This is a genomic window from Scleromatobacter humisilvae (assembly GCF_023231945.1).
GTDB classification, from domain to species: domain Bacteria; phylum Pseudomonadota; class Gammaproteobacteria; order Burkholderiales; family Burkholderiaceae_C; genus Scleromatobacter; species Scleromatobacter humisilvae.
In genome coordinates this window covers 37,633-63,276 of sequence record NZ_JAJLJH010000012.1, presented here as the reverse complement: position 1 = coordinate 63,276, position 25,644 = coordinate 37,633, and the positions used below count along the sequence as shown (strand labels likewise).

29 protein-coding genes and 1 tRNA gene are annotated in these 25,644 nt (G+C 70.0%); 15 read left to right on the top strand and 15 right to left on the bottom strand.

Annotation, left to right across the window (positions count from 1 at the left end; translation table 11 throughout):
- Positions 1 to 162 precede the first annotated feature (162 nt).
- Positions 163 to 360 (top strand): hypothetical protein, encoded by a 198-nt coding sequence (locus tag LPC04_RS25850; RefSeq protein WP_275685203.1) that lies wholly within the window; start codon positions 163 to 165, stop codon positions 358 to 360.
- A 51-nt stretch (positions 361 to 411) separates the two neighbouring features.
- On the opposite strand, the gene LPC04_RS25845 is transcribed toward LPC04_RS25850, so the two are convergent.
- Positions 412 to 1,545, bottom strand: a complete 1,134-nt coding sequence (locus LPC04_RS25845) for a thiolase family protein (RefSeq protein WP_275685202.1) — start codon at positions 1,543 to 1,545, stop codon at positions 412 to 414.
- A gap of 262 nt (positions 1,546 to 1,807) precedes the next feature.
- Between LPC04_RS25845 and LPC04_RS25840 the strand changes: the two genes are divergently transcribed.
- Both LPC04_RS25840 and LPC04_RS25835 read left to right on the top strand, forming a co-directional pair.
- Positions 1,808 to 2,047: a helix-turn-helix domain-containing protein gene (locus LPC04_RS25840; protein WP_275685201.1), complete on the top strand. Its 240-nt coding sequence runs from the start codon at positions 1,808 to 1,810 to the stop codon at positions 2,045 to 2,047.
- 168 nt (positions 2,048 to 2,215) lie between these two features.
- Complete coding sequence (locus LPC04_RS25835; protein WP_275685200.1) at positions 2,216 to 2,344, top strand: hypothetical protein; 129 nt, start codon at positions 2,216 to 2,218, stop codon at positions 2,342 to 2,344.
- A gap of 110 nt (positions 2,345 to 2,454) precedes the next feature.
- Here the strand turns inward: LPC04_RS25835 and LPC04_RS25830 are convergent.
- From LPC04_RS25830 to LPC04_RS25815, 4 genes are all read right to left on the bottom strand, one after another.
- Positions 2,455 to 2,529 (bottom strand) — tRNA-Val (locus LPC04_RS25830).
- Between the two features lie 36 nt (positions 2,530 to 2,565).
- Positions 2,566 to 3,288: a DNA polymerase III subunit epsilon gene (gene dnaQ / locus LPC04_RS25825; RefSeq protein WP_275685199.1), complete on the bottom strand. Its 723-nt coding sequence runs from the start codon at positions 3,286 to 3,288 to the stop codon at positions 2,566 to 2,568.
- A gap of 96 nt (positions 3,289 to 3,384) precedes the next feature.
- Positions 3,385 to 4,272: a prolipoprotein diacylglyceryl transferase gene (gene lgt, locus LPC04_RS25820; protein WP_275685198.1), complete on the bottom strand. Its 888-nt coding sequence runs from the start codon at positions 4,270 to 4,272 to the stop codon at positions 3,385 to 3,387.
- Between the two features lie 65 nt (positions 4,273 to 4,337).
- The gene (locus LPC04_RS25815) at positions 4,338 to 5,282 is read right to left on the bottom strand and encodes a LysR family transcriptional regulator (RefSeq protein ID WP_275685197.1); all 945 of its coding nucleotides are present in this window, start codon (positions 5,280 to 5,282) and stop codon (positions 4,338 to 4,340) included.
- A gap of 108 nt (positions 5,283 to 5,390) precedes the next feature.
- Between LPC04_RS25815 and ilvD the strand changes: the two genes are divergently transcribed.
- The 4 genes from ilvD to LPC04_RS25795 all read left to right on the top strand — a co-directional run bounded on the left by ilvD (position 5,391) and on the right by LPC04_RS25795 (position 8,507).
- Complete coding sequence (gene ilvD, locus LPC04_RS25810; RefSeq protein WP_275685196.1) at positions 5,391 to 7,076, top strand: dihydroxy-acid dehydratase; 1,686 nt, start codon at positions 5,391 to 5,393, stop codon at positions 7,074 to 7,076.
- 61 nt (positions 7,077 to 7,137) lie between these two features.
- Positions 7,138 to 7,335 (top strand): oxidoreductase-like domain-containing protein, encoded by a 198-nt coding sequence (locus LPC04_RS25805; RefSeq protein WP_275685195.1) that lies wholly within the window; start codon positions 7,138 to 7,140, stop codon positions 7,333 to 7,335.
- Between the two features lie 18 nt (positions 7,336 to 7,353).
- Positions 7,354 to 7,962 (top strand): methyltransferase family protein, encoded by a 609-nt coding sequence (locus LPC04_RS25800; protein WP_275685194.1) that lies wholly within the window; start codon positions 7,354 to 7,356, stop codon positions 7,960 to 7,962.
- A gap of 77 nt (positions 7,963 to 8,039) precedes the next feature.
- The gene (locus LPC04_RS25795; protein ID WP_275685193.1) at positions 8,040 to 8,507 is read left to right on the top strand and encodes a hypothetical protein; all 468 of its coding nucleotides are present in this window, start codon (positions 8,040 to 8,042) and stop codon (positions 8,505 to 8,507) included.
- 7 nt (positions 8,508 to 8,514) lie between these two features.
- Here LPC04_RS25795 and LPC04_RS25790 read toward each other — a convergent pair whose 3' ends face one another.
- The 3 genes from LPC04_RS25790 to acs all read right to left on the bottom strand — a co-directional run bounded on the left by LPC04_RS25790 (position 8,515) and on the right by acs (position 11,311).
- Positions 8,515 to 8,928 carry a DUF2251 domain-containing protein gene (locus tag LPC04_RS25790; protein ID WP_275685192.1) on the bottom strand — a complete coding sequence of 138 codons (414 nt, stop codon included), beginning with the start codon at positions 8,926 to 8,928 and terminating at the stop codon, positions 8,515 to 8,517.
- A 10-nt stretch (positions 8,929 to 8,938) separates the two neighbouring features.
- Positions 8,939 to 9,244, bottom strand: coding sequence for a TIGR04438 family Trp-rich protein (locus LPC04_RS25785; RefSeq protein WP_275685191.1), 306 nt, complete (start codon positions 9,242 to 9,244; stop codon positions 8,939 to 8,941).
- Positions 9,245 to 9,331: 87 nt separating this feature from the next.
- On the bottom strand, positions 9,332 to 11,311 hold the full coding sequence (acs, locus tag LPC04_RS25780; RefSeq protein ID WP_275685190.1) for an acetate--CoA ligase: 1,980 nt from the start codon (positions 11,309 to 11,311) through the stop codon (positions 9,332 to 9,334).
- Between the two features lie 200 nt (positions 11,312 to 11,511).
- Between acs and LPC04_RS25775 the strand changes: the two genes are divergently transcribed.
- Both LPC04_RS25775 and LPC04_RS25770 read left to right on the top strand, forming a co-directional pair.
- Positions 11,512 to 12,129 carry a TIGR00645 family protein gene (locus tag LPC04_RS25775; RefSeq protein WP_275685189.1) on the top strand — a complete coding sequence of 206 codons (618 nt, stop codon included), beginning with the start codon at positions 11,512 to 11,514 and terminating at the stop codon, positions 12,127 to 12,129.
- A gap of 234 nt (positions 12,130 to 12,363) precedes the next feature.
- Positions 12,364 to 13,392 carry a hypothetical protein gene (locus LPC04_RS25770; protein ID WP_275685188.1) on the top strand — a complete coding sequence of 343 codons (1,029 nt, stop codon included), beginning with the start codon at positions 12,364 to 12,366 and terminating at the stop codon, positions 13,390 to 13,392.
- A 25-nt stretch (positions 13,393 to 13,417) separates the two neighbouring features.
- On the opposite strand, the gene LPC04_RS25765 is transcribed toward LPC04_RS25770, so the two are convergent.
- Positions 13,418 to 14,491 (bottom strand): zinc ribbon domain-containing protein, encoded by a 1,074-nt coding sequence (locus LPC04_RS25765; RefSeq protein ID WP_338055484.1) that lies wholly within the window; start codon positions 14,489 to 14,491, stop codon positions 13,418 to 13,420.
- A 254-nt stretch (positions 14,492 to 14,745) separates the two neighbouring features.
- On the opposite strand from LPC04_RS25765, the gene LPC04_RS25760 reads away from it, so the two are divergent.
- On the top strand, positions 14,746 to 16,272 hold the full coding sequence (locus LPC04_RS25760; RefSeq protein WP_275685187.1) for a fumarate hydratase: 1,527 nt from the start codon (positions 14,746 to 14,748) through the stop codon (positions 16,270 to 16,272).
- 69 nt (positions 16,273 to 16,341) lie between these two features.
- Here the strand turns inward: LPC04_RS25760 and LPC04_RS25755 are convergent, their stop codons facing one another.
- Positions 16,342 to 17,766 (bottom strand): mechanosensitive ion channel family protein, encoded by a 1,425-nt coding sequence (locus LPC04_RS25755; RefSeq protein ID WP_275685186.1) that lies wholly within the window; start codon positions 17,764 to 17,766, stop codon positions 16,342 to 16,344.
- Between the two features lie 156 nt (positions 17,767 to 17,922).
- Between LPC04_RS25755 and LPC04_RS25750 the strand changes: the two genes are divergently transcribed.
- Positions 17,923 to 18,411 carry a VOC family protein gene (locus LPC04_RS25750; RefSeq protein ID WP_275685185.1) on the top strand — a complete coding sequence of 163 codons (489 nt, stop codon included), beginning with the start codon at positions 17,923 to 17,925 and terminating at the stop codon, positions 18,409 to 18,411.
- 3 nt (positions 18,412 to 18,414) lie between these two features.
- Here LPC04_RS25750 and LPC04_RS25745 read toward each other — a convergent pair whose 3' ends face one another.
- Both LPC04_RS25745 and LPC04_RS25740 read right to left on the bottom strand, forming a co-directional pair.
- Complete coding sequence (locus LPC04_RS25745) at positions 18,415 to 19,683, bottom strand: RNA polymerase sigma factor (protein ID WP_275685184.1); 1,269 nt, start codon at positions 19,681 to 19,683, stop codon at positions 18,415 to 18,417.
- 30 nt (positions 19,684 to 19,713) lie between these two features.
- The gene (locus LPC04_RS25740; protein ID WP_275685183.1) at positions 19,714 to 20,139 is read right to left on the bottom strand and encodes a YciI family protein; all 426 of its coding nucleotides are present in this window, start codon (positions 20,137 to 20,139) and stop codon (positions 19,714 to 19,716) included.
- Positions 20,140 to 20,300: 161 nt separating this feature from the next.
- Between LPC04_RS25740 and LPC04_RS25735 the strand changes: the two genes are divergently transcribed.
- Positions 20,301 to 20,675: a YciI family protein gene (locus tag LPC04_RS25735; protein ID WP_275685182.1), complete on the top strand. Its 375-nt coding sequence runs from the start codon at positions 20,301 to 20,303 to the stop codon at positions 20,673 to 20,675.
- 4 nt (positions 20,676 to 20,679) lie between these two features.
- Entirely contained in the window at positions 20,680 to 21,120 is a 441-nt protein-coding gene (locus LPC04_RS25730; protein WP_275685181.1) for a hypothetical protein, read from the top strand.
- Here the strand turns inward: LPC04_RS25730 and LPC04_RS25725 are convergent, their stop codons facing one another.
- The 3 genes from LPC04_RS25725 to LPC04_RS25715 all read right to left on the bottom strand — a co-directional run bounded on the left by LPC04_RS25725 (position 21,121) and on the right by LPC04_RS25715 (position 23,630).
- A complete protein-coding gene (locus tag LPC04_RS25725; RefSeq protein WP_275685180.1) occupies positions 21,121 to 21,618 on the bottom strand; it encodes a hypothetical protein in 498 nt (165 codons plus the stop codon).
- A gap of 113 nt (positions 21,619 to 21,731) precedes the next feature.
- Entirely contained in the window at positions 21,732 to 22,361 is a 630-nt protein-coding gene (locus tag LPC04_RS25720; protein WP_275685179.1) for a DVUA0089 family protein, read from the bottom strand.
- 330 nt (positions 22,362 to 22,691) lie between these two features.
- Entirely contained in the window at positions 22,692 to 23,630 is a 939-nt protein-coding gene (locus LPC04_RS25715) for a histone deacetylase family protein (protein ID WP_275685178.1), read from the bottom strand.
- 91 nt (positions 23,631 to 23,721) lie between these two features.
- Here LPC04_RS25715 and LPC04_RS25710 point away from each other — a divergent pair, with 91 nt between their 5' ends.
- The gene (locus LPC04_RS25710) at positions 23,722 to 24,648 is read left to right on the top strand and encodes an AAA family ATPase (RefSeq protein ID WP_275685177.1); all 927 of its coding nucleotides are present in this window, start codon (positions 23,722 to 23,724) and stop codon (positions 24,646 to 24,648) included.
- A 2-nt stretch (positions 24,649 to 24,650) separates the two neighbouring features.
- Entirely contained in the window at positions 24,651 to 25,643 is a 993-nt protein-coding gene (locus tag LPC04_RS25705; RefSeq protein WP_275685176.1) for a DUF58 domain-containing protein, read from the top strand.
- Position 25,644: the final 1 nt, after the last annotated feature.

Sequence of the window (25,644 nt, the reverse complement as noted above, 5' to 3'; positions counted from 1 at the left end):
CACGGGGGAAGCCAGCGCTGAGCGTTGCGCGATAGGCACACTACCGTTCGTCCAGCAGGGCACCGACTTCATTTGGCCGCCCGAAGCGCCTATGCTCGAGCGCGCCGGGCGAATGGACGCCCGCACCATCCAACTCGTATCCGCTCTCGAAAAGGAATCCACATGATCAAGTCCATCGCCCTCGTGGCATCCCTGGCGCTCGTCTCGGGCGCCGCGTTCGCCCAGGCATCCGCCGCCGACGGCGCCTCGGCACCCGCCAAGCACAAGCTGTCCCAGAAGCTCAAGGCCGCCAAGGCGCGCCACCCCGCCGCGTCGGCCACGAATCCGGAAACGATGCCGGACAAGAAGGGCGGCAACTGAGCTTGCCGCGGCTGCCCGGCTGCGGCCGGGCGGACGCCGACGGCGGGCGGGCTACAGCCGTTCGAGGACGGTCGCGATGCCCTGCCCGCCGCCGATGCACTGCGTGCTGAGCGCGTAGCGTCCCTTCTCGCGCACGAGCAGCGCGGCCGCCTTGCCGGTGATGCGCGCGCCGGTGGCGCCGAGCGGGTGGCCGATGGCCATGCCGCCGCCGTCGAGGTTGACGGTCGACATGTCGAGCCCGAGCTCCCGGATGCAGGCCAGCGCCTGTGATCCGAAGGCCTCGTTGATCTCCACCACGTCCAGATCGCCGACCGCCAGGCCCGCGCGCGCGAGCGCCTTGCGCGTGGCCGGGATCGGCCCGATGCCCATGATCGCCGGATCGACCCCGACCGTGGCGAACGAGCGGATGCGCGCCAGCGGCTGCAGGCCGTGCGCCTGCGCGAAGGCATCGCTGGTGACCAGCACCGCCGCGGCGCCGTCGGTCAGCGGCGAGGACGTGCCCGCGGTCACGACGCCGTCCGGCCGGAACGCCGGGCGCAGCGCGGCGAGCGCCTCGAGCGAGGTGGTCGGCCGGATGCAGCCATCCTCGGAGACCACGCTGCCGTCGTCGGTCACGATGGGCACGATCTCGTCGCGCAGCCGGCCCTGCGCGCGCGCCTCGGCGGCCTTGCGGTGCGAGTCCACGGCAAGCGCCTCCTGGTCGGCGCGGCTGACGTTCCAGCGCTGCGCGACGTTCTCGGCGGTCTCGCCCATCGAGATGTAGGCGTCGGTCGTGGCCTGCAACTGCGGGTTCGGCGAGAAGCTCAAGCCGCCTTGCGGCACCATCGTCATCGACTCGACGCCGGCGCACAGGAACGCGTCGCCTATGCCAGCCTCGATCTGCGCGGCGGCGATGTGCACGGCCTGCATCGACGAGCCGCAGAAGCGGTTGATCGTCATCCCGCCGACGGCCTGCGGCAGGCCGGCGAGCAACCCGACGATGCGCGCGAGGTTGTTGCCCTGCGCGCCCTCGGGATAGGCGCAGCCCATGATGACGTCCTCGAGCAGCGCGGGGTCGAGGTCGGTGCGCCGGAGCAGGCCGGCGACGACCTGGGCCGCCAGGGTGTCGGGCCGGACGCCCGCGAGCGCGCCCTTGCGCGAGAAGTGGAACGGGGAACGGGCGTAGGCGGCGATGACGGCCTTCATGGCGAACTCCAGGTTGGTATGATGACCATCATCCAATAAGCGCCGCAACGCCGCCGCCTCGGCGAACATCCCCTTCGGCGCAAGTCGGATTTGGCGGCACGTCGCGCTCGGTCGGCGCCAGCATCCAGACGGTCGCGCTGGATCCGACCGCCGACGACAGGCGCTCGAGGCGCAGTCCAGTCGCATCCAGGTCGCCCTCACCTACGCCAGGAACCCTCTCGACCGCGACCTGTCGGCGGACGTGCCGGCCGGCACCGCCCCCATGAGCGCGCGCCACTTCAGCCGCGAGTTCCGACAGCACCCCGGCGAGTCGACCGCGCGCGCGGTCGAGCGGCTGCGCGTGGAGGCGGACGAACGCCCGATCGAGCGAATCGCCCGCAAGACGGGCTTCGCCAACCCCGGGCGCATGCGGCGCGCGTCCCTGCGCACGTTCGGCGAGGCGCCGCAGTCGCGCAAGCGCGCCGTGCACGCCCGTTGCGGGGCCGACGGCGCGCTGGCCTGATGGTTCGCCGCCGTGATCCTGCGCCAGCCCGCCCTGGCGGGCGCCGGACTCTTGCTGTTTCTCGAACACTGATTTGCACGCCGCCCCGTTGATGCGGCCGCGCGCGCTGCCTACATTGAATCATCGGCTCGCGCCGGCGTCGGCGCGAGCGCCACCTGGAGATTCATCATGAAGATCTGGTCCTACATCGAAGCGCACCACGAGGAATTCGGATGTGCGCTGTTCGTGCTGCCCGCCAGCGTGATCGGGCTGGTCCTCACGGGAATCGCCAGCGGCGTGTCGCTGCTGCTTCGCTGACGTCGGAGAAGTCGCGATCCCGCCCGCCGACGAGGCGGGTGTCGCCATCCACCTGGCATGAAAAAAGGGCCGGGCGTTGCCGCCAGGCCCTTTGTTCATCAGCGTTTTGCTGGTGGGTGGTACAGGGATTGAACCTGTGACCCTTGCCGTGTGAAGGCAATGCTCTACCGCTGAGCTAACCACCCGATAACTTGTTGTCCTGACATCAGGACAGCCTTGGATTATGCCACAGCTTCTTGCTGTTGTGCACGCCAGATCGTCTTTCCGCCGCTCGCCTTGTCGATCTCGCCCAACACGCGCTCGTGGTCGGCCAGCTCCGTCTCGGTGGCGGCGAGCACGGGCAGCACGAAGACGCTGAGATCGACCGGGCCGCCGACGTCGCCCGCGCCGCCGCCGCGCTCCTCGGTCATGTCCATGACCAGCGAATCCTGGCCGCGCGTGAGGCGGATGTAGACCTCGGCGAGCAGGTTGGCGTCGATCAGCGCGCCGTGCAGCGTGCGGTTGGTGTTGTCGACCTCGAGGCGCTTGCACAGCGCGTCGAGCGAGTTGGACTTGCCGGGGAACTGGTCGCGCGCCATCGCCAGCGTGTCGGTGATGGCCGCGACGTGGGTGCTGAACTTCGGGCGGTTGCAGCGGCGCAGCTCCTCGTTGAGGAAGCCGACGTCGAAGCTCGCGTTGTGGATGATGATCTCGGCGCCGCCGATGAACTCGAGCACCTCGTCGACGACGTGCGCGAACAGCGGCTTGTCGGACAGGAATTCGTCGGTCAGCCCGTGGACGGCGACCGCGCCCTCGCCGTTCTTGCGCTCGGGGTTGAGATAGAAGTGCAGGTGGCGGCCGGTGAGGCGGCGGTTGTCCATCTCGACGCAGCCGATCTCGACCATGCGGTCGCCGGTGTCGGGGCTCAGGCCGGTGGTTTCGGTGTCGAGGAAGATCTGGCGCATGGCGTCGATTCTGTCAGGAGTTCGGGCGCGCGCCGCGGGCAGGCCGGGCGCGCGCGGAATCCGGCGCGGGAATGCCGGAATTTGCGCGAGGCGAGCTCAGGCCGCCGTCGGCGCGACGTCGCCGCCGCGCGGCTGGCGCGACCCCCACCAGAACATCAGCACGCCGGCGAGGATCATCGGCACGCACAGCCACTGGCCTTCGCTCCAGCCAAACCACAGCAGGTGGGTGGTCGGGTCGCCGACGAGGGTCGTCTTGTCGCCGATGAAATCGTCGGGCGCGCGGAAGAACTCGGCGACGAAGCGGAAGAAGCCGTAGCCGATCAGGAACAGGCCGGACACCTGGCCGCGGCCGCGCTCCTTCTTGCCGAAGATCCACAGGATCAGGAACAGGCAGATGCCCTCGCCCAGGAACTGGTAGATCTGCGACGGATGGCGCGGCAGCTTGGAGCCCGACTCCGGGAACACCATGCCCCACGGCAGCGACGGGTCGGCGAAGCGGCCCCACAGCTCGCCGTTGATGAAGTTGCCGATGCGCCCGCTCGCCAGGCCCAGCGGCACGCACGGCGCGATCAGGTCGGTCACCTGCAGGAACGGGCGCCTGCGCTGCCACGCGAAGAACGCCATCGCGACCAGCACGCCCAGCATGCCGCCGTGGAACGACATGCCGCCGTTCCAGACGGCGAAGATCTCGTTCAGGTGCTCGGCGTAGTAGAGCGGCTTGTAGAAGATCACGTAGCCCAGGCGTCCGCCGAGCACGACGCCCAGCACGCCGTAGAACAGCAGGTCCTCGACGTCGCGCCGCATCCAGCCCTCGCGCGCGAACCACGGGTATTGCGCGCGCTTGCCCGCCAGCCACACGAACAGGCCGAAGGCGACCATGTAGGTCAGGCCGTACCAGTGGATCGCCGGGGCGTAGTCGTGGCCGAACAGGTGCCAGTGCCCGAGCGGGATGGCGACGGGATCGATGTTGGGATGCTGCAGCATCGGCAGGGAACTCCTTGGACAGCCGGCGATTGTCGCTGTTTCGCGTTTCGGTTTCGAATCGGCCGTCAGCGCCCTGTCGAAACCCGCCCCCGGCCGCGCCGCACGTGCTCGACGAAGCGCTCGACGACCGGCGCGGCGCCGGCGCGCCACACCAGGCTGGTCTCGCAGCGCAGCGCCTGGCCGGGCAGCCCGGTCACGCGCGCGTAGCGCACGCCCGCGCGCTGCAGGTGCGTGAGCGACTCCGGCACCCAGGCCACGCCCATGCCGCCAGAGACGAGGTTGACGATGGTCTGCATCTGGATCGCCTGCTGCGCGATGCGCATCGTGTCGCCGCCCGCGTGGTACGCCGACACGAGCGCGTCGAACAGCGACGGCGCGATCTGGCGCGGGAAGATCACCAGCGGCTCGGCGTGGACGTCGCGCCAGCGCAGGCGCGGCATCGCGGCGGCCGTCGCGGACCTCCAGGCGGCATGGCCCTCGGGCAGCGCCATCACCAGCGCCTCGTCGATCACGCGCACGTGCTCGAAGCCGGGCGGCACCGCGCCCGGCGCGTGCAGCACGAACCCGGCGTCGATCTCGCCGGCAGCGAACAGCTCCAGTTGCACGTCGAGCGTGGCCTCGCGCAGGCTCAGCGCGACATCGGGATAGGCCGCGCGAAAGCCGCTGAGCCACGCGGGCAGCGGGCCGTACGTCACGCTGGAGACGAAGGCGAGCCGCAACTGGCCGGACAGCCCAGCCGCCGCGGCACGCACCGCGGGCGCGAGCGCGTCGGCGCCCTCGAGCAGCTTGCGCGCGAGCGGCAGCAGCACCTCGCCGGCCGGGCTCAGCGCGACACGGCGCTGCGTGCGCTCGAACAGGCGCGCGCCGAGCGCGGCCTCGAGCCGCTGGATGGCCTGCGTCAGCGGCGGCTGCGTCATCGCCAGGCGCGCGGCGGCGCGGCCGAAGTGGCATTCCTCGGCGAGCACGGCGAACTGGCGCAGTTGCCGCAGGTCGAATTGGGCGTCGTTCATTGATTCGCCATGAATATCAATCGAGCACGATGAATCTATTGGACACGCATTTTGGCTCGCCGGATACTCTGCGCTCGCCCAGACCCGGAACGACTCCAGGAGACCGCCATGTCCGCCGCCAACCGCCGCTCGAAGAACATCACCGAAGGCGTCGCCCGCGCCCCCAATCGCTCGATGTACTACGCGATGGGCTACCAGGAGACGGACTTCGGCAAGCCGATGATCGGCGTGGCCAACGGCCACTCCACGATCACGCCCTGCAACTCCGGCCTGCAACCGCTGGCCGACGCCGCCGTCGCGAGCCTGAAGGACTTCGGCGCCAATCCGCAGCTGTTCGGCACGCCCACCATCTCCGACGGCATGGCCATGGGCACCGAGGGCATGAAGTACAGCCTGGTCTCGCGCGAGGTGATCTCCGACTGCGTCGAGACCTGCGTCGGCGGCCAGTGGCTGGACGGCGTGCTCGTCATCGGCGGCTGCGACAAGAACATGCCCGGCGGCATGATGGGCATGCTGCGCGCCAACGTGCCGGCCATCTACGTCTACGGCGGCACCATCATGCCGGGCCACTACAAGGGCAAGGACCTCAACATCGTCAGCGTGTTCGAGGCCGTGGGCCAGTTCTCGGCCGGCAAGATGAGCGAGGAGGACTTCTGCCAGATCGAGCGCCGTGCCATCCCGGGCACCGGCTCGTGCGGCGGCATGTACACGGCCAACACGATGTCGTCGTCGTTCGAGGCGCTGGGCATGTCGCTGCCGTACTCGTCGACGATGGCCAACGTCGAGGGCGAGAAGATCGAGAACACGCGCGAATCGGCGCGCGTGCTGGTCGAGGCCGTCAAGGCCGACCTCAAGCCGCGTGACATCGTCACCCGCAAGTCCATCGAGAACGCCGTCGCCGTCATCATGGCCACCGGCGGCTCCACCAACGCGGTGCTGCACTTCCTGGCCATCGCGCACGCGGCCGAAGTGGAATGGACGATCGACGACTTCGAGCGCATCCGCAAGCGCACGCCGGTGCTGTGCGACCTGAAGCCCAGCGGCGAGTTCCTGGCCATCGACCTGCACCGCGCGGGCGGCATCCCGCAGGTCATGAAGCTGCTGCTGGACGCCGGCCTGCTGCACGGCGACTGCATCACCATCACCGGCAAGACCATCGCCGAGACGCTGGCCGACGTGCCGTCCGTGCCGCGTGCCGACCAGAAGGTGATCCGCACCATCGCCAACGCGATGTACGCCGACGGCCACCTCGCGATCCTGCGCGGCAACCTCGCCACCGAGGGCTGCGTCGCCAAGATCACCGGCCTGAAGAGCCCGGTGATGACCGGCCCGGCACGCGTGTTCGAGGACGAGCAGTCGGCGCTGGCCGCGATCATGGCGGGCAGGATCGTCGCCGGCGACGTGATGATCCTGCGCTACCTCGGCCCCAAGGGCGGCCCCGGCATGCCCGAGATGCTCGCCCCCACCGGCGCGCTGATCGGCCAGGGCCTGGGCGAGTCGGTCGGCCTGATCACCGACGGCCGCTTCTCCGGCGGGACGTGGGGCATGGTGGTCGGCCACGTCGCGCCCGAGGCCTACGAAGGGGGCGCGATCGCGCTCGTCCAGGAAGGCGACAGGATCACCATCGACGCCCACAAGCTGCTGCTCGAACTGCACGTCTCCGACGACGAACTCGCCAGGCGCAAGGCCGCGTGGAAGAAGCCCGCGCCGCGCTACACGCGAGGCGTGCTGGCGAAGTTCGCGAACCACTCGTCGAGCGCGAGCTTCGGGGCGGTGCTGGACAAGTTCGAGTGAGGGCATCGCGCCCAAGACACCAGGGCACCCGCGGGTGCCTTTTCTTTTGGACAATCGCGGCATGACCTCGCCCTCCCCGTCCACGCCCGACGACGACCCGATGCCGGTCGCCCCGCCGCAGCCCGATTTCGAGATGTGCTGCGGCAACGGCTGCGACCCGTGCATCTTCGACCTGCACGACCTGGAGATGGACAAGTACCGCCAGGCGTTGCGCGCGTGGCGCGCGCGGCATCCGCAAGCGCCTTCCGAAGCGGCGTGAGCAGCGGGAGCCGAGCGCATGTCCTGGCCGGCCCTGATTGCCTCCATCGTGCTGACGATCCTGCTGGCCGCGCCGTTCCAGTGGTTCCTGGGCGCCGGCGCCCGGACGTTCATCCGGCGCGAGCCCAGCCCCGGCGCGGCGTGGGGCCAGGCGTCGTTTCTGTCCGGCATCATGGCGGTCGCCTGGGTGGGCCTGTTCGGCGGCCTCGCGCCGGGCGCCACGACCGGGGCGGCGCTGCTGCTTGCGGCCGCGGCCGTCGCGCTCTACGAATGGGCGCGCCGCACCGCCGGCCCGCAGCGCCTGTTCATCGGGCTGAGCGGCCAGGCGCCGGCGGCGCTGCTCGAGTCGGGCCCGTATCGCTGGTTCCGGCATCCGTTCTACCTGAGCTACCTGCTCGCATTCGCCGCGGTGGCGGTGGCCTTGCATTCGCGGCTGGGAGGCGCCGTGGCGCTCGCCAACACGATCCTGTTCGTCGTCATGGCGCTGCATGACGAGCACACCCTGGCGCGCAGCCCGCTCGCCCCGGCCTACGCGCGCTACCGCCGCCGCGTCGGCGTCATCTTGTTGCTTCCCTGGCACGCGCGAAGTGCCAAAAACGACCGCGGTTCGCCCTCCGCGCGCGCCTGAACGCGCGCCTGGGCGCCGAATCCGCACCGGTCCGCGATAGGCTCTTAACCTGACAGCAACATGCAGGGAGCGACAACTTGGCAAAGCGATTCCACCGGGCCCTTTTCGCGGCCTTGCTGGCCTGCGTGGCGGGACTCGCCCACGCCCAGGGCTTCAAGTGCAAGCAGCCCGACGGCTCCACCAGCTACCAGGATCACGCCTGCGCCGCGGGCAGCGCGAGCAGCACCGTCGCCACGGACATGAGCGGCTTCGACATCGGCAGCCTGCCCGGCTACAACAACCTCGATTCGAGCTGCCAGGCGAGCGCCAAGCACACCGTGTCCGTCTGCGTGCCGCAGCTCGACGCCACGCTCAAGCGCTGCTACCAGAGCCGGCTGTCGGCGCATTGCTACGTGTCGATGACGGGCGGCACCGGCGTCCATCGCGATCCGGTCTGCGTGCAGCAGGCCACGCCTTGCCTGCGGGACGGCATCGGCGAAGCCACGCGATGCATCGTCCAGCAGCTGCCGCCGACCTGCCAGCAACAGCTCGGCGGACGCCGCTGAGCAGGCCCTAGTCGAACAGCACCTCGACCTCGTCGTTCCAGTCCCGCGAAGCGGGCGACCAGCCTGAGGTCCTGGACGCTCCGGGCGGAAACCCCGTCTGGCACCAGCCCTGGCGCCGGATGAAGTCGAAGGCGGCGTGAGGCTGGTCGTTGATCAGCAGCAAGGCCTTGAGCCCGTCCTCCGACCAGCCGATCTCCAATGTCGACGGCCGGTCCGCGTCGGTGACGTTGGCGACGTTGTAGACGTGCAAGGCGTCCTGGATCGGGGTGCCGTCCTCGACATCGGTGTCGATCGCGTAGAAATAGGCCGTGTTGCCGTCGTCCTCGAACACCGTGGAGTAGCGGCCGATCGGCGAATCGCCATCGACGACCAGCGGCTGGCCGACGTGCAGGGTCTCGCGAGCGACGATCTTCAGCGGCATCGGCAGCAGGTCATTGCTTGGGCCGCGTCTTGCCGTTGCGGTGCTTGTGCAGGTGGCCCAGGCCCATCGCGTCGATGTTGCGGTCGCGCCGATCCTGCTTGCGCTGGTCGTCGCGGATCATCGCCTTGCGCTTGGTCCAGCCGGTCGCATCCGACCACACCCACCAGGCGACGGCCAGCGCGAACGGCAGCACGAACTTCCACAGGTCGCCCCAGTTGCCGTGATCGTCCAGGATGGCCCAGTTCCAGTTCGCCATCGGTCCCCAACCCATCAGGTTGCAGACGACCAGGATGACGCCAACGACGACGAAGAACATGCTGCTACCCCGGGCGAGATGAAACGACGAATCGGTCCAATGTAGCAGCAACGCAAGCCGCGGCACGGGCACGAAGGCCCGCGAGCGTCAATTGTTCTCGGCCAGCTGGTCCAGGATGGCCGGGTTCTCGAGCGTGCTGGTGTCCTGCGTCACCTTCTGGCCCTTGGCGATGTCGCGCAGCAGGCGCCGCATGATCTTGCCGGAGCGCGTCTTGGGCAGGTTGTCGCCGAAGCGGATGTCCTTGGGCTTGGCGATCGGGCCGATCTCCTTGCCGACCCAGTCGCGCAGCTGCTTGGCGATGGCCTTGGCCTCGTCGCCGGTCGGCCGCGCGCGCTTGAGCACGACGAAGGCGCAGATCGCCTCGCCGGTGGTGTCGTCCGGCCGGCCGACGACCGCGGCCTCGGCGACGAGCTCGGTGCACGACACCAGCGCCGACTCGATCTCCATCGTGCCCATGCGGTGGCCCGACACGTTGAGCACGTCGTCGATGCGGCCGGTGATCGTGAAGTAGCCCGTCTTCGCGTCGCGGATGGAACCGTCGCCCGCGAGGTAGTAGCCCTTCAGCTCCGGCGGGTAGTAGCTCTTCTTGAAGCGCTCCGGGTCGCCGAAGATGGTGCGGATCATCGACGGCCACGGCTTCTTGACGACCAGCAGGCCGCCCGTGCCGTTGGGCACGTCGTTGCCCAGCTCGTCGACGATGGCCGCGGCGATGCCGGGGAACGGCAGCGTGCACGAGCCCGGCACCAGCGGCGTGGCGCCCGGCAGCGGCGTGATCATGTGTCCGCCGGTCTCGGTCTGCCAGAAGGTGTCGACGATCGGGCAGCGCCCGCCGCCCACGTGCTCGTGGTACCACTCCCACGCGGCCGGATTGATCGGCTCGCCGACCGAGCCGAGGATCTTCAGGCTCGTCAGGTCGTAGGACTTCGGGTGCACCTTGTCGTTCGCCTCGGCCGCCTTGATCAGCGAGCGGATGGCCGTGGGCGCGGTGTAGAACTTCGTGACCTTGTGATCCTGGATCATCTTCCAGAAGCGGCCGGCGTCCGGGTAGGTCGGCACGCCTTCGAACACGATCTCGGTGCCGCCGAGCGCCAGCGGGCCGTACGCGATGTAGGTGTGGCCGGTGACCCAGCCGATGTCGGCGGTGCACCAGAAGACGTCGTCGGCCTTGAGGTCGAACGTCCACTTGGTGGTGAGCGCCGCATGCAGCAGGTAGCCGCCGGTGGAGTGCTGCACGCCCTTGGGCTTGCCCGTCGATCCGGACGTGTAGAGCAGGAACAGCGGATGTTCCGCGCCGACCCACTCGGGCTCGCAGGTGTCGGCGGCGCCGGCCGTGACGTCGTGCAGCCAGTGGTCGCGCGGCGTCCACGCAATGGCGCCGCCGGTGCGCTTGTAGACGATGACGTCCTTGACCGCGTCGCAGCCGCCGAGGGCGATCGCGTCGTCGACGATGGCCTTGAGCGGCAGCGCCTTGCCGCCGCGCTGCTGCTCGTCGGCGGTGATCACCATGACGGCGCCGGTGTCCTCGATGCGGTCGCGCAGGCTCTGCGCCGAGAAGCCGCCGAAGACGACCGAGTGCGGCGCGCCGATGCGGGCGCAGGCTTGCATCGCGACGACGCCTTCGACCGACATCGACATGTAGATGACGACGCGGTCGCCCTTGTTCACGCCGCGCGCCTTGAGCGCGTTGGCCATGCGGCAGGTCTTGGCGAGCAGCTCCTTGTAGGTGACGCGCGTGACGCTGCCGTCGTCGGCCTCGAACACCAGCGCCACCTTGTCGCCGAGGCCGCCGGCGACGTTGCGGTCCAGGCAGTTGTACGACGCATTGAGCGTGCCGTCCTCGAACCACTTGAAGAACGGCGGGTCGCTCTCGTCGAGCGTCCTGGTGAACGGCGTCTTCCACGCGAGCAGCTCGCGCGCCTGGCGCGCCCAGAAGCCTTCGTGGTCGGCCTCGGCCTCGGCGCACAGCGCGTCGTACGCGTCCATGCCGCTGACCCACGCGTGGGCCTTCATGTCGGCCGGCGGGTCGTAGGTCTTGAGTTCGTGCGGGGTGTGCTCTGCGGCGCTCATGAATGCTGTCTCCTGGAATGCGGGAACCTCGCGGGCTCCCTGTCTGATTCTGCTACGCGCGGCGAGCGAACGGGTGAAGCTCGTCCGGCACGGCGGGGCGCGGGACGTACGTTAGGGCGCGGCTCTTACCCGACACTGACTCGCTGGCGACGGCAGCGCTCCCTACAATCGCCCGCAAACCACGACCACGAGCGAGCACCATGACCCCGCAAACGCCGCCACCCCGCCTTCGCCCGCTGCCGCGGCTGATCTTCGCGAGCCGCTGGCTGCAGCTGCCACTCTACCTGGGGCTGATCCTCGCGCAATGCGTTTACGTCGTGCATTTCTGGGCCGAGCTGATACATCTGCTGCAGGCGGCGTTCGGCGACGGCCACGCGGTGCAGATCCTCGTCCAGAGCATCGGATACCACCCGGCGCCGAACGATGTGAACGCGCCGCTGACCGACCTCACCTCGCTCAACGAAACCCTCATCATGCTGGTGGTGCTGGGCCTGATCGACGTGGTGATGATCTCCAACCTGCTGGTGATGGTCATCATCGGCGGCTACGAGACCTTCGTGTCGCGCCTGGACCTCGACGGCCACCGCGACCAGCCCGAGTGGCTGGACCACGTCAACGCCTCGGTGCTCAAGGTCAAGCTGGGCACGGCCATCATCGGCATCAGCTCCATCCACCTGCTCAAGACCTTCATCAATGCCGCGGCCTACGACGAGAAGACGCTGATGTGGCAGACGCTGATCCACCTCGCGTTCCTGTTGTCGGCGATGGCGCTGGCGTATGTGGATCGCCTGCTGCCGCACAACCAGGCCGGGCACTGAGGGGCGCGCGCGAAACCCGATTCGCATCGACGCACGTCGACCCGTGCGCGAGCCAGCGGCCCTCGCAGGAAGGCTGAACGGCGTCCGCGCCACTGCCGCCGAGCTCGGCGAGCCCCGAGTGTGCAATCCGCCCGTGACGAATGCCACGGCGCGGGCGGCGGTGGGCCCGTGCAGGCCGGGCGCTGGGGAAAATCCGCGGCATCGCCCTCCGATGCGCCCCGCGCGCCCTCGCCCATGTCCCCGATCGCCAAATCCGTCGCCACCGCCCTGCTCTCGCTGGCGTCGGCCGTCGCCGTCGCCGACCCCGCGGTCATTGCCGACGCCTACGACCTGCACGACGTCAACGACGCCGACGCCGCCGACGCCATGGCGCGCTGCCTCGGCGACGGCGCGGGCGGCGTGAAGGACTTCATCGCGACGCACGCCAGGCTGGGCGATCGCACCCGGTCCGAGCTCGAGGCGCGCACGGGCGGCCCCGGCGCCGTCGTGGCGGCCGGCCCGTTCTGGGCCTGCGTGGCGTTCTCGCCCGAAGGTTTCCCGGCGTGGCCGGTCGAGGCCCTCGGCGGTGCGATCACCGTGCGCGGCGTCGATCCCTCGGTGCAGGCCGAGTGGGCGCGCAAGGTGCTGGCCCAGGTCGCGCACGAGGGCGAGGGCCGCGGCCTCGTGATCCTGAGCAACGGCGACGGCGTGCAGTTCAATGTCATCGCCGAGGACCACAAGGCCTCGCTGCTGCACTACACGTCGCGCAAGATCCTCAAGGACGAGATCGACCGCACGCGCTTCGCGGCCGTGATCGACGACCCGAAGTTCTCGGGGATGTCGACGACCCGCATCGGCACGCCGAACGACGCCGTGCTGTCCGCCGTCTTCGCCCTGCCCGACGCGCGCCTGCGCAAGCCCACCGACGGCGAGTACGTGCACGAGCGCGCCGACGACGCGACCGCGCGCTTCGACTTCACCGGCACGCGCTGGCAATTCGGCAAGGGCCTGGACGCGGTGCTGGAGCTGCAGGCCGACGGCCAGGCGGTCGAGACCAGCAAGGCCAACAACGTCGAACGCAAGACCCCCGGCAGCTGGCGCGTCGAAGGCGGCGTGCTGCACATCGCGCTCGGCGCCGCCCGCTTCTCGATGGTTCTGGACGGCAGCCGCACGCTCACCGGCGACGCCCGCCGCAAGCTGTTCCCGGGCGAGGCGGCGCCGGACGCGGACCACGATGGCGATCTCCGCTGGTCGCTGACGCTCAAGCGCGCCGGATGGTGGTGAGCGCGCGAACGCCCGAAGCGCCCGTTCAGGCCACGGACGCGTCGGCGGTCGGCGCCCCGGCCGCGCCCGTGCCGCAGGTCGGGCAGAAGTGGAAGAACGCGTTCTTGCGCGTCTCGCAGGCGCCGCAGCGGTCATAGAGCTTCAGTCCGCAGCTGACGCAGAAATTGGTCGCGGCGTCGCCGGTCGTCATCACGGGCCGCTCGCATCCCGGGCAGACGTTGACCGCGAGCTTCTTGATCGCCTCGTCGGCCGCCAGCGTGCGCCGCCGCTCGGATTCCGTCTGGCGCTCGATCTCCTGGCGCCTGGCCAGGTAGCGGCGCATCAGGCGGATGCCGTAGTGTCCGGCGATCGCGGTCAGCACGATGCCCACGCCGTAGCGCACGTAGCCGCCGTAGCTCGGCAGGTACGGGACAAGTTCGAAGAAGAACGCGTAGAGCGCGAAGATCACGAAGCCGCGCATCAGCGGCCAATACTCGCTGCGCCGCTTGCGCGCGACCAGCCATCCCGCGATCGCCAGCAGCGGCAGCGTCACCGCCAACCGGGCGCCGAAGACGCGCATCTCGTTGACGAAGCGTGCGTGCTCGTAGGGCTTGCGCGCGGCCTCCAGCAGCGCATCGAGCTCTCGCTGCTGCGCCTGCTGGGCCTGCTCGGCGGCGAGCGCGTCGCGATCGACCGCCTCGACACGCGCCTGCGCTTCGCGTTGCCTGCCTTTCAGGTCGTCGAGCTCGTGCGTCCGGCGGACGACCTCCGGATCCTGCGCCGGATCGGTGGTCGCCTTGCGAGTGCTCAACCAGTTGCGGAAAGTCTCGTCCGCGGACTGGTAGGCGTTGCCTGCGGCCGCCTGCTCGAGCCGGAGGCGCTCGCGTTGCGAATCCAGTTCCCCCTGCCGCTTGTGCGCGGCCATCGTCCGTTCGCGCAGCTGCGACAGGGCCGCCTGGTCGGCGAATTGGTCCAGCGCCGGCGGCTCCTCCAGGCGCGGCAGGTCCGCCACCACCTTCCCGCCCAGGCCGATCAGGAAGCCGGCGAACACCAGCGAGATGACCCACATCGAGATCTGGAACAGGCGTTCCGGCACGCGCAGCGATTTCAGCATCGGCATTCCCTCATTTCCGGTTTGGAGATCCTGGCGCGCCATGGCATGCCGGCCAGGGCTGCGAGTATGCCGACCGCGAATGCGCGCGCCACGAGCGCCTGTCGAGTAGCGTTCGACGCTGCTCGAAGCAGCATGTCGAGCCACCCTCGACGCCGGAGCGGTTCGCGATCCGTTCGCCGCCAGCCAGTGCCCGACCGCGGCGCTGCGGAACCGCCACGGCGGATAATGTCGGACTGCCTCCAGCAACCCGGCCAGACACCATGCCCACCATCCTCAAAGCCGACGACCTGATCGAGAGCGTCGCCGCCGCGCTCCAGTACATCAGCTACTACCACCCGGCCGACTACATCGCCCACCTCGCGCGCGCCTATGCCCGCGAGGAAAGCCCGGCGGCCAAGGACGCGATCGCGCAGATCCTGACCAACTCGCGCATGAGCGCCGAGGGCCGCCGCCCGATCTGCCAGGACACCGGCATCGTCAACGTGTTCCTCAAGATCGGCATGGACGTGCGCTTCGAGGGCTTCAACGGCTCGATCGCCGACGCGGTCAACGAAGGCGTGCGCCGCGGCTACCTGAACCCGGACAACATGCTGCGCGCATCGGTGCTCGACGACCCGATCTTCACGCGCAAGAACACCCGGGACAACACGCCCGCCGTCATCCACATGGAGCTGGTGCCCGGCGACAAGATCGACGTCACCGTCGCGGCCAAGGGCGGCGGCTCGGAGAACAAGAGCAAGTTCGCGATGATGAATCCGAACGACAGCGTGGTCGACTGGGTGCTCAAGACGGTGCCGCTGATGGGCGCCGGCTGGTGCCCGCCCGGCATGCTGGGCATCGGCATGGGCGGCACCGCCGAGAAGGCGATGCTGATGGCCAAGGAATCGTTGATGGAAGACATCGACATGTACGAGCTGCTGGAGCGCGGCCCGAGCAACAAGCTCGAGGAGCTGCGCATCGAGCTGTACGAGAAGGTCAACGCGCTGGGCATCGGCGCCCAGGGCCTGGGCGGCCTGACCACCGTGCTAGACGTCAAGATCAGGACCTATCCGACGCACGCCGCGTCGCAGCCGATCGCGATGATCCCCAACTGCGCCGCCACGCGCCACGCGCACTTCGTGCTCGATGGCTCGGGCCCGGCCTACCTGGAGGCGCCGAGCCTCGACCTGTGGCCCGACGTCAAGTGGGCGCCCGACTACAACAAGAGCAGGCGCGTCGACCTGAACACGCTGACGCCGGCCGAGGTGGCGTCGTGGAAGCACGGCGAGACGCTGCTCCTCAACGGCAAGATGCTGACCGGCCGCGACGCCGCGCACAAGCGCATCCAGGACATGCTGGCCAAGGGCGAGCCGCTGCCGGTGGACTTCACGAACCGGGTCATCTACTACGTCGGGCCGGTCGATCCGGTGCGCGACGAGGTCGTGGGACCGGCCGGTCCGACCACCGCGACGCGCATGGACAAGTTCACCGAGATGATGCTGGCCAAGACCGGGCTGATCGCGATGATCGGCAAGGCCGAGCGCGGGCCGACGGCGATCGAGGCGATCAAGAAGCACAAGTCCGCCTACCTGATGGCGGTGGGCGGTGCGGCTTATCTCGTGTCGAAGGCGATCAAGTCGGCGAAGGTGCTGGGCTTTGCGGACCTCGGCATGGAAGCGATCTATGAGTTCGACGTTGTCGACATGCCGGTGACGGTTGCGGTCGACTCGGGCGGAACCTCGGCGCACATCACGGGGCCGAAGGAGTGGCAGGCGCGGATCGGGAAGATTCCGGTCGCCGTGGCCTGAGTCTCCTGTCTCGATGGGAAGGTCCGCCTGCGTGCGGGCTTTTCGTTTTTGCGGGGCGCGCCGGGGTGGTCAAGCGCCGCCAGGCCCACCTGGCTCGAACAAACCAGGGGGCTGGCCACCGGAAGCCGGCACATCCTGCAACTCCGCGGCACTCGCCGCCGGCGGCGACGAGGTGACGGCAACAGGCGACGACTGCGACCCCGGCACGACGCCTTGGTCGGCCGAACCGCCCTGCGCCGGAACGACGCGAAGAACCCGCTGCGGGAATGGAATCTCGATCGAGTTCGCGTTGAAAAGCCGCAGCAACGCCATGTTCACGTCGGACTTCACGCTCCCCGTCCCGTTCTCCGGATCCGCGATCCAGAACGAGACCGTCAGCTCCAGCCCGTCGGACGCGAACGCGCTCAGCTGCACCCCCGGCTTCGGCTCCGCGATCACCCGCGCGATGCCGGGCAGAATGTCGAGGATCTGCGGCACCAGCGCGTCGATGTCGGTGTCGTAGCCCACCTGGACCACCGTGCTCAGCGCCATGCGCGAATCCGCCAGCGTCGAACTCTCGACACGCTGCGTCACCATCATCTCGTTGGGCACGATCGCCTCGCGGCCGTTGAGCGCGCGCAGCACCGTGTAGCGCGTCGTGATGTCGGAGATGAGGCCCTCGAAGCCGTCGACCTTCACGGTGTCGCCGATGCGCAGCGCCCCCTCGGCCAGCATGACGAAGCCGCTGACATAGTTGGCCGCGAGCTTCTGCAGGCCCAGGCCGAGGCCGACGCCGAGCGCGCCGCCCAGCACGGACAGCGCGGTGAGGTCGATGCCCACCGCCGACAGCGCCAGCAGCAGGCCGATGAAGACGAGCGCCGCGCGCACGAGGTTGGACGCGGCCTTGCGCCACGACAGCCGCTGGCCGGTCGCGCCCTTGAGCATCTTCGATTCGATCGCCGACGAGATCCACAGCGTCACCATCAGCACCACGCCGGCGACGATGATGCCTTCGAGGATCGTGGCCAGGCTCATCGTGCCCGAGCCCATCTTCCAGTGGACGTCGTCCAGCGCGTCGACGAAGGACGGCAGCACGCCGGTGATCCACAGCACCACGCCGCCCCAGGCGAGCCACGACACGGTCTTCTCGACCGCGCGCACGAGCTCCGACTTCGGGAACGCCACGCGCATCACCCGCACCGTCAGCCGGATCACCAGCAGCGACAGCAGGATGGGCACCGCCACCTTGAACACCGCCAGCGGCAGGTGCCGGTGCACGCAGAACGCGCGCGCCAGCCAGACCAGGCCCAGCCACAGCGCCGGGAACAGCACGCCGTCGAAGATCCTGCCGCCGAAGACGATCGAGCCGTGGCGCGGCTGCGGGCCGCGCAGCAGGCGCGGGATGGCCCAGGCGATCGGGAAGGCCGCGGCGATCATCAGCAGCGCGATGTAGGCGTACGGCTGCTCCGCCTCGCGGATCAGCGCCATGAGTTCGGGTGAAAACCAGTTTTCCATGCCGCGATTGTGCAAGAGCACGGCGTCACTGCCCCGACATCGACTTCGGGCAGCCGCGGGCGACTTGTCGAATCCAGGGCACGCCGAACGTCGTGGACATGAAGCCACGGCATCCGGCCTGGCTTTGTCTCGTCAAACCATCACCCAGGAGCCGCCATGAGCACCCCCGTCAACCCCATCCCGCCCGGCATGCACACGATCACGCCGCACCTCGTCTGCAAGGGCGCGGCCGCCGCCATCGAGTTCTACAAGGCGGCCTTCGGCGCCGTCGAGGTGGATCGCCTCGCCGGCCCCGACGGCAAGCTGATGCACGCGATGCTGCGCATCGGCGATTCGCCACTGATGCTGGTCGACGAGTTCCCCGACATGATGGTGCGCGGGCCGCAGACGCTCGGCGGCACGGCGGTCACGATCCACCTGTCCGTGCTCGACGTCGACGCCGCGTTCCAGCGCGCCACCGCGGCCGGGGGCACCGTCCGCATGCCCGTGACCGACATGTTCTGGGGCGCCCGCTACGGCCTGCTCGTCGACCCGTTCGGCCACCTCTGGTCGATGGCCACGCAGGTGCGCGAGGTCCGGCCCGACCAGCTCGCCGAAGCGATGAAGGCGCAACCTCCCATGGACGGCTGCAGCCCGCAGGTCTGAGCGTCAGCCGGCGCGCGCGTCACGCGCGCGCTCGAGCAGCAGCGTCTTCTCGCGCTCGTTGGCCGTCATCGCGGCGGCGCGCTCGAACTCCGTGCGGGCCTCGGCGTGGCGATCCAGCCGCGCCAGCATGTCGCCGCGCGCGGCGTGCAGCAGGTGGTAGCGCGCCAAGTGGCCGTCGGTGACCAGGCCGTCCACCAGCAGCAGCGCCGCCGCCGGCCCGGAGGCCATGCTCACCGCGACCGCACGGTTCAGCGCCACCACCGGCGACGGCGTGCAGGACATCAGCTCGCCGTAGAGCTCGACGATGCGGTTCCAGTCGGTGGCCTCGGGCGTGCGGGCGCGCGCGTGGCAGGCGGCGATGGCGGCCTGCAGCTGGTACGGGCCGGGCTCGTCGGCCAGCTGCTCGGCGCGCGCGAGCGCCGCCAGGCCGCGGCCGATCAGCAGTTGATCCCAGCGGCTACGGTCCTGCGCCATCAGCAGGATGGGCCTGCCCCCGGCGTCGAGGCGCGCCCGCATGCGCGAGGCCTGGATCTCCATCAGCGCGACCAGCCCCAGCACCTCGGCGGTGTGCGGCGACAGCTGGGCCAGGATGCGCGCCAGCCGCAGCGCCTCGTCGCACAGCGCGGGGCGCGTCCAGTCGTCGCCGGCGGTCGCCGAGTAGCCTTCGTTGAAGATGAGGTAGACGACCTCGAGCACCGCGGCGAGCCGATCCTGCAGCGCCTCGCCGCGCGGCACCTCGAACGGCACGTTCGCGTCCCCCAGCGTGCGCTTGGCGCGCACGATGCGCTGCGCGATGGTGGCCTCGGGCTGCAGGAAAGCGCGCGCGATCTCGGCCGTGCTCATGCCGGCCAGCAGCTTGAGCGTCAGCGCCACCTGGGCCTCACGCGACAGCACCGGGTGGCAGGCGGTGAAGACCAGGCGCAGCAGGTCGTCGCCGATGTCGTCGGCGTCGTCCAGCGAGTCGACGAAGTCGGCCACGACGTGGTCGCCGCGGGCGTCGGCGTCGGCGCCCAGCTCCTGCTGCTTCGCGTGGTGCAGGTTGAGCTGGCGCAGGCGGTCGAGCGCGCGGTTCTTGGCGGTGGCCATCAGCCAGGCTCCCGGGTTGTCGGGAATGCCGTCGGTCGGCCAGTGCTCCAGCGCGGCGACGAGGGCGTCCTGCGCCAGCTCCTCGGCCAGGCCGACGTCGCGCACGCGGCGCGCGATGGCGCCGATGATGCGCGCCGACTCCAGGCGCCAGACGGCATCGATGGTGCGGTGGATGTCACGCGCCATGCTTCGGGCTCCCGGTGGTCGGCCACGCGATCACGGCTTGGCCGCGACCTGGTTGCGCAGGCCTTCGTTCTGCGCGCGCGTCTCGGGCGTCAGCGCGTCGCCGAAGTCCTCGGCCTCGAACACCGGCCGGATCTCGATCTCGCACTCGCCCGGATGCGGATTCGGGCAGCGGCGCACCCATTCGATCGCCTCGTCCATCGAGCGCACCTGCCACAGCCAGAAGCCGGCCACGAGCTCCTTGGTCTCGGCGAACGGGCCGTCGATGACCGTGCGGCTGCTGCCGTCGAAGCGCACGCGGGCGCCGCTGGACGACGGCTTCAGCCCCTCGCCCGCCAGGATGACGCCGGCCTTGACCAGCTCCTCGTTGAACCTGCCCATGTCGGCCAGCAGCTTCGCATCGGGCATCACGCCGGCCTCGGAATCCCGGGTCGCCTTGACCATCACCATCACACGCATGTCGATTCTCCGGTTGTCGGGCGATCCAAAAATGACCGCCTCCTGTCTGCACGACGGACGAGGCGAGTGCCTTTCGACAGCGACGCCGCGAAAGTTCGAAAAAAATCCGCGCCGGCAGGCAGAATCGCTGCGCCACTCCCGGCCGCTCCACGCCCGCCGCCATGCAATACCTGCTGCTTGTATACACCGACGCCGAACTGCTGGACAAGCTCCCGGCCGAAGAGTTCAACACCGAGATGCGCGATTGCCTGAAGCACTCCGACGCGCAGATGGCCCAGGGCAAGGTGCTCGGCTTCCAGCAGCTGCAGCCGGCCGCGACCGCGCGCACGGTGCGCGTGCGCAACGGCCGCGCCTCGGTGCTCGACGGCCCGTTCGCCGAGACCAAGGAGATGCTGGCCGGCTTCAACATCGTCGAGGCCGCGTCGATGGAAGAGGCGGTGCGGATGGCGCACGAGCTGCCGTGGACGAAGTACGGGGCCATCGAGGTGCGGCCGGTGGGCGACATCGCCGCGATGCGCGCGCGCGTGGGCGCCTGACGCCGTGAGGGGTCGTGTCGCGGCCATCGTCCTGATCGGCGGCATCGCCGGCGCCGCACTCGCGCTTTGGCATCCGGACACCCAGGATTCGGCTTCCGGCACCGCGGCCGTCGCGCCTGAGGACGCCCGCATCGAGCCGCCTCGAAACGCCGCTCGCGAGACGGCGCCGCCCCCGCCGCCATCGACGGCGTCGGCCGTCGCGATGGCCGTGCCGTCTTCGACGCCGCGTCGCTCCCTGGACAGCCGGGCACTCGTGGCCGCGCCCCTGCCGGTCGCGCAGCAGCCCCCGCGGCAGGCACTGCCGACGCTGGTCGACGCCACGCCGGCGCCGCCCGATGCGCCTCGTCCGACCGAGGCGCTGCAGGCCGTCCCGCCGCAGCCGCTCCCGCCCGTCTCCCGCGTGCCGCTTCTGCCCTCGGCAGTCAGCGCTGGCGCGAGTCGCTAGTCAGGGCGTGGTATCGACGAGATAGCCGCTGACGCCCATGAGGTTGCGCACATCCGCCATGAACGTGTTGCCCGCGTTGCACCCGATCTCGAGCATCGGCGCCTCGCCGGCCTCGTAAGTCAGGTCGACGGCCTGCTGGGTGCTCAGCAAGGTGCCGTAGAAATAGCCGGGAATCGGGTTGACGGTGAACGCCACCGCGATTTGCTGCGCCGCGCCCGTGTGCACGGCGAGGAACGCATTGAAGTTCGCGTTGTAGAAGATCGCCTGGACGCTCGTGATGCGCAGCCGCTTGCCCGCCGGGACGACCGGGAACGATGCCGTGCACTGGTTGGTGAAGCTGCAGGTGGGCGCCATGCGTTGGGTGTAGGGCACGCGCGCCGGTTCATCGACGCTGCGCACGAGGGCCGGGCGCACCTGGGCCTGCGCCGCAGTCGTCATCGCCAGGGCGGCGACGGCCGGGAGCACATGCAGCGCCGCCCGAATGAGGGATTGAGTCATGGGATCTCCTTGTCGACCAGATGGACGCCTTCCCGGCCGCGGTTCCAGGGACCCGGCCGTTCGGGCAACGGGGCCAGGCCGTCGAGGACCGGGCCCGGTGCGGAGCACGCGTTTCAGCGGCGACGAGCGGCGACGGACGTCGAGCCGGCCAACGCCGCGGCCAACAGCACGAGCCAGGCCGTTCCCGGCTCGGGCACCGTCGTGGGACTCGAAGCGGCGAAGGCCGCCGTGAAGCTGTAGGAATAGTCGCCCAGCGTGCCGAAGTCACCGAACGGAACACCGCCCGCGGCCAGGAATCCGTCGGCGAGGGTGCCGCTGCCGTAGTTCTCGGCGTAGGAGAAGTTCTGGTTCGCGCTGAGGGCGAGCCGGTAGATGCCGGCGGCGAGGGAATCGCTGAAATCGAAGTCGACACCGTTCATGACCGTGTCCGCATAGCTGGAGCCGGCCAGGCCACCCGCGGCATCGAACAGCGACAGGTACGCGAGGATGCCTCCGCCGCCTGCGCTGGTGCTCTTGAACGTCACCACCGACGCGGTGGGCAGGGACAGCGTGTAGATCGCGACGTTGTCGCCCGGATCACCGCCCGGAGAGAACTGCGCCGTGCCCAGGTCGGCCCACACCAGCGCCGCATTGCCCGAGTCGTCCAGGTTGCCGCTGAAGGTCTGCACCACCGGCCCCGCGACGGCCCACGGCGCGGCCAGGCTCGCCGTCAGCACCACACCCGCCGCCAGGCGTCTCGCCACTCGATTGCCCATCGTTCGCCCCCCGTTCGTGGATCGATGGAGCGACGCCTGGAGGCATCGCTGCGAGGGTTCGTCAAGCATCGTTCGTGCCACGAAGGTCAGGCCCTTGATTTCAAACGATAAATTCGCGGCGAACTCGCCGCGCTGCCGGCCGATGTAAAGGCTCCCGACAGCCAGGACAGGCGCTCATCCCTCGATCCGGTTTCGCCCGCTGGGCCAGGCCAGCGCGCGGCATGCCTCGTTCCGAGGCGGCCGCGCCGTCTCGGCTGTGGGTGCTCGGCGTCGTTGCGGGTGCCTGTTCGGCATCCCGCATGCGCGGCCGGGAACGTGCTACACGCCCGCCAGCACCCGCACGTGCGCCGCCGCGCTGCGCGCCAGCGCGCCCAGGTTGTAGCCACCCTCGAGGCAGCTGACGATGCGACCCTGCGCGTGCCGCTTCGCGACATCGAGCAGCCGCGCCGTGATCCATTCGTAGTCGGCCTCGACCAGGCCCATGCGGCCGAGGTCGTCGTCGCGGTGGGCGTCGAAGCCGGCCGACACGAAGATCATCTCCGGCCTGAACTTCTCCAGCAGCGGCAGCCACTGGTACTCGACGATCTCGCGCACCTCGGGGCCCTTGGTGTACGCGGGCACCGGCACGTTGAGCATGTTGTCGGCCATCGGCACGTTGCCGCAGAACGGGTAGAGCTGGTCCTGGAAGAAGCTGACCATCAGCACGCGCTCGTCGCCCGCGATGATGTCCTCGGTGCCGTTGCCGTGGTGGACGTCGAAGTCGACGATGGCCACGCGCTGCAGGCCGCGCACGTCGAGCGCGTGGCGCGCGGCGATGGCCACGTTGTTGTAGAAGCAGAAGCCCATCGCGGCCTCGCGCGTGGCGTGGTGGCCGGGCGGGCGGATGGCGCAGAAGGCGTTCTCGGCCTGGCCGTCCAGCACCAGGTCGGTGGCCGCGACCGCGGCGCCGGCGGCGCGCAACGCGGCCTGGCGGGTGAAGCGGCAGGCGGCGGTGTCGGGGTCGACGGACGCCAGCTCGCCGGTCTCCGCGACCCGGGCGAAGGTCTCGTCGAGCTCGCTCAGGTAGTTGCCGGCGTGCGCGTGCGCGAGGTCCTGCTGCCGCGCGATGGGCGCGTCGTCGTGGCGCAGCAGCACGTCGGCCAGGCCGGTGGCGAGGAAGTGGTCCTCGATCGCGGCCAGGCGGGCCGGCGATTCCGGGTGGCCGGGGCCCATGTCGTGCCGGCGGCAGTCGGCGTGGCTGAAGAACGCGGTCGTCATGGACGGTGCTCCGCTTGTCTCGAATCGTGGGTGTGCATCTCGTTTGCCCGCTCGCCGACGCGTCGTCCGCCGTTCGGCTATCGTTGCTGTCATGACCTCATCGTTGCAAGCGCGTCTGACAAGGCTGAAGGGCCAGATTAGCACGATCATCGTCGGCAAGCCGGCCCAGATCGACGACTCCATCGCCTGCCTGCTGGCGGGCGGCCACCTGCTGATCGAGGACGTGCCGGGCGTGGGCAAGACGACGCTGGCGCACGTGCTGGCGGTGTCCCTGGGCCTGTCGTTCTCGCGCGTGCAGTTCACGGCCGACCTGATGCCCAGCGACCTCGTGGGCGTCAGCGTCTACGAGCGCAGCAAGGAGGCGTTCGTGTTCCATCCGGGGCCGGTGTTCGCGCAGGTGCTGCTGGCCGACGAGATCAACCGCGCGGGCCCGAAGACGCAGAGCGCGCTGCTCGAGGCAATGGAGGAGCAGCAGGTCAGCGTCGACGGCGAGACGCGCCCGCTGCCGCTGCCGTTCTTCGTCATCGCCACGCAGAACCCCGGCGACCAGCTGGGCACCTACGCGCTGCCCGAGTCGCAGCTGGATCGCTTCCTGATGTGCATCACGCTGGGCTATCCGGATGCGAAGTCCGAACGCGAGTTGCTCGCAGGGCAGGACCGGCGCGAGGCGGTCGCGCGGCTGACGCCGGTGATGACGCCGGCCGAGCTGGTCGAGACCATGGCCGCGGTGCGCCAGGTGCACGTATCCGACTCGCTGCTCGACTACCTGCAGGCGCTGATCGCCGCCACGCGCTCGGGCCACTGGTTCGGCGAGGGGCTGTCGCCGCGCGCGGGCATCGGCGTGCTGCGGCTGGCGCGCGCCCGCGCGCTGCTGGCCGGACGCGACTTCGTCTCGCCCGACGACCTGCAGGCCATCCTGCCGCAGGCCATCGCGCACCGCCTGATCCCGGTGCCGGGCGCCGGCCGCGGGCGGCGCGAGCAGGTGCGGGCGATGATCGAATCCGTCGCGTTGACCTGAGCATGCCCGACGCGATTGCGCCCGCGTCCGTCCGGCCGTCGATCTTCGACGCGCGCGGGCGCTGGCGCGCCTGGTGGGACGCGCGCCGCCAGCCGCGCGAGAGCCAGGCGCTGACCCAGCGCAACATCTACATCGTGCCGTCGCGCGCGGGGCTGGCGTTCTGCCTGACGCTGCTGCTGCTGCTGGTCGTGTCGATCAACTACCAGCTGAGCCTGGGCTTCGCCCTCACCTTCTTGCTCGCGGGCAGCGCGGCCGCGTCGATGCAGATGACGCACGGCAGCCTGCGCGGCCTGACGCTGCACCTGAAGCCGCTGGTGCCGGCCTTCGACGGCGAGGCCGCGGTGCTGGAGGTCGTCGTCACCAATCCGGGCAAGGCGCGGCTGGGCGTCGGGTTCGGGATGGATCTCGGCGTGCGGCCGATCCCGCTTGCCTACGCCGAGATCGCGGCGCAGGGCCAGACGTCGGTGCACCTCAGCTGGCTCGCGCCCGGCCGCGGCCTGCACGCGCTGCCGGTGCTGCGCGCCGAGTCGCGCTATCCGTTCGGGCTGTTCCGCGCGTGGACGATCTGGCGGCCGGCCGGCCAGCAGTGGGTCTATCCGCGGCCCGAGACGCCCACGCCGCCCTGGCCGCAGGCCGACGCCGCGCAGGGCGACGACCGCCACGCCGCGCGCACCGGCAGCGGCACCGAGTTCGAGGGCGTGCGCGCGTACCGACGCGGCGACACGCTGCGCCAGGTCGTCTGGAAGAAGGCGGCGCGCACCGGCGAGATGATCAGCCGCGAGACCGCCGGCGCGGTGCAGCGCGAGATGCACTTCCAGTGGAGCCAGGCGCAGGGGCTGGACACCGAGGCACGGCTGTCGCGGCTGGCCGCATGGGTGACCGCCGCCGACGCCGCGGGCCACGCGTGGAGCCTGCGCCTGCCCGGCACCGAGCTCGCGCCGGACAACGGCAGCGCCCATCGCCACGCGGCGCTGCAGGCGCTCGCGCGCTGGTGAC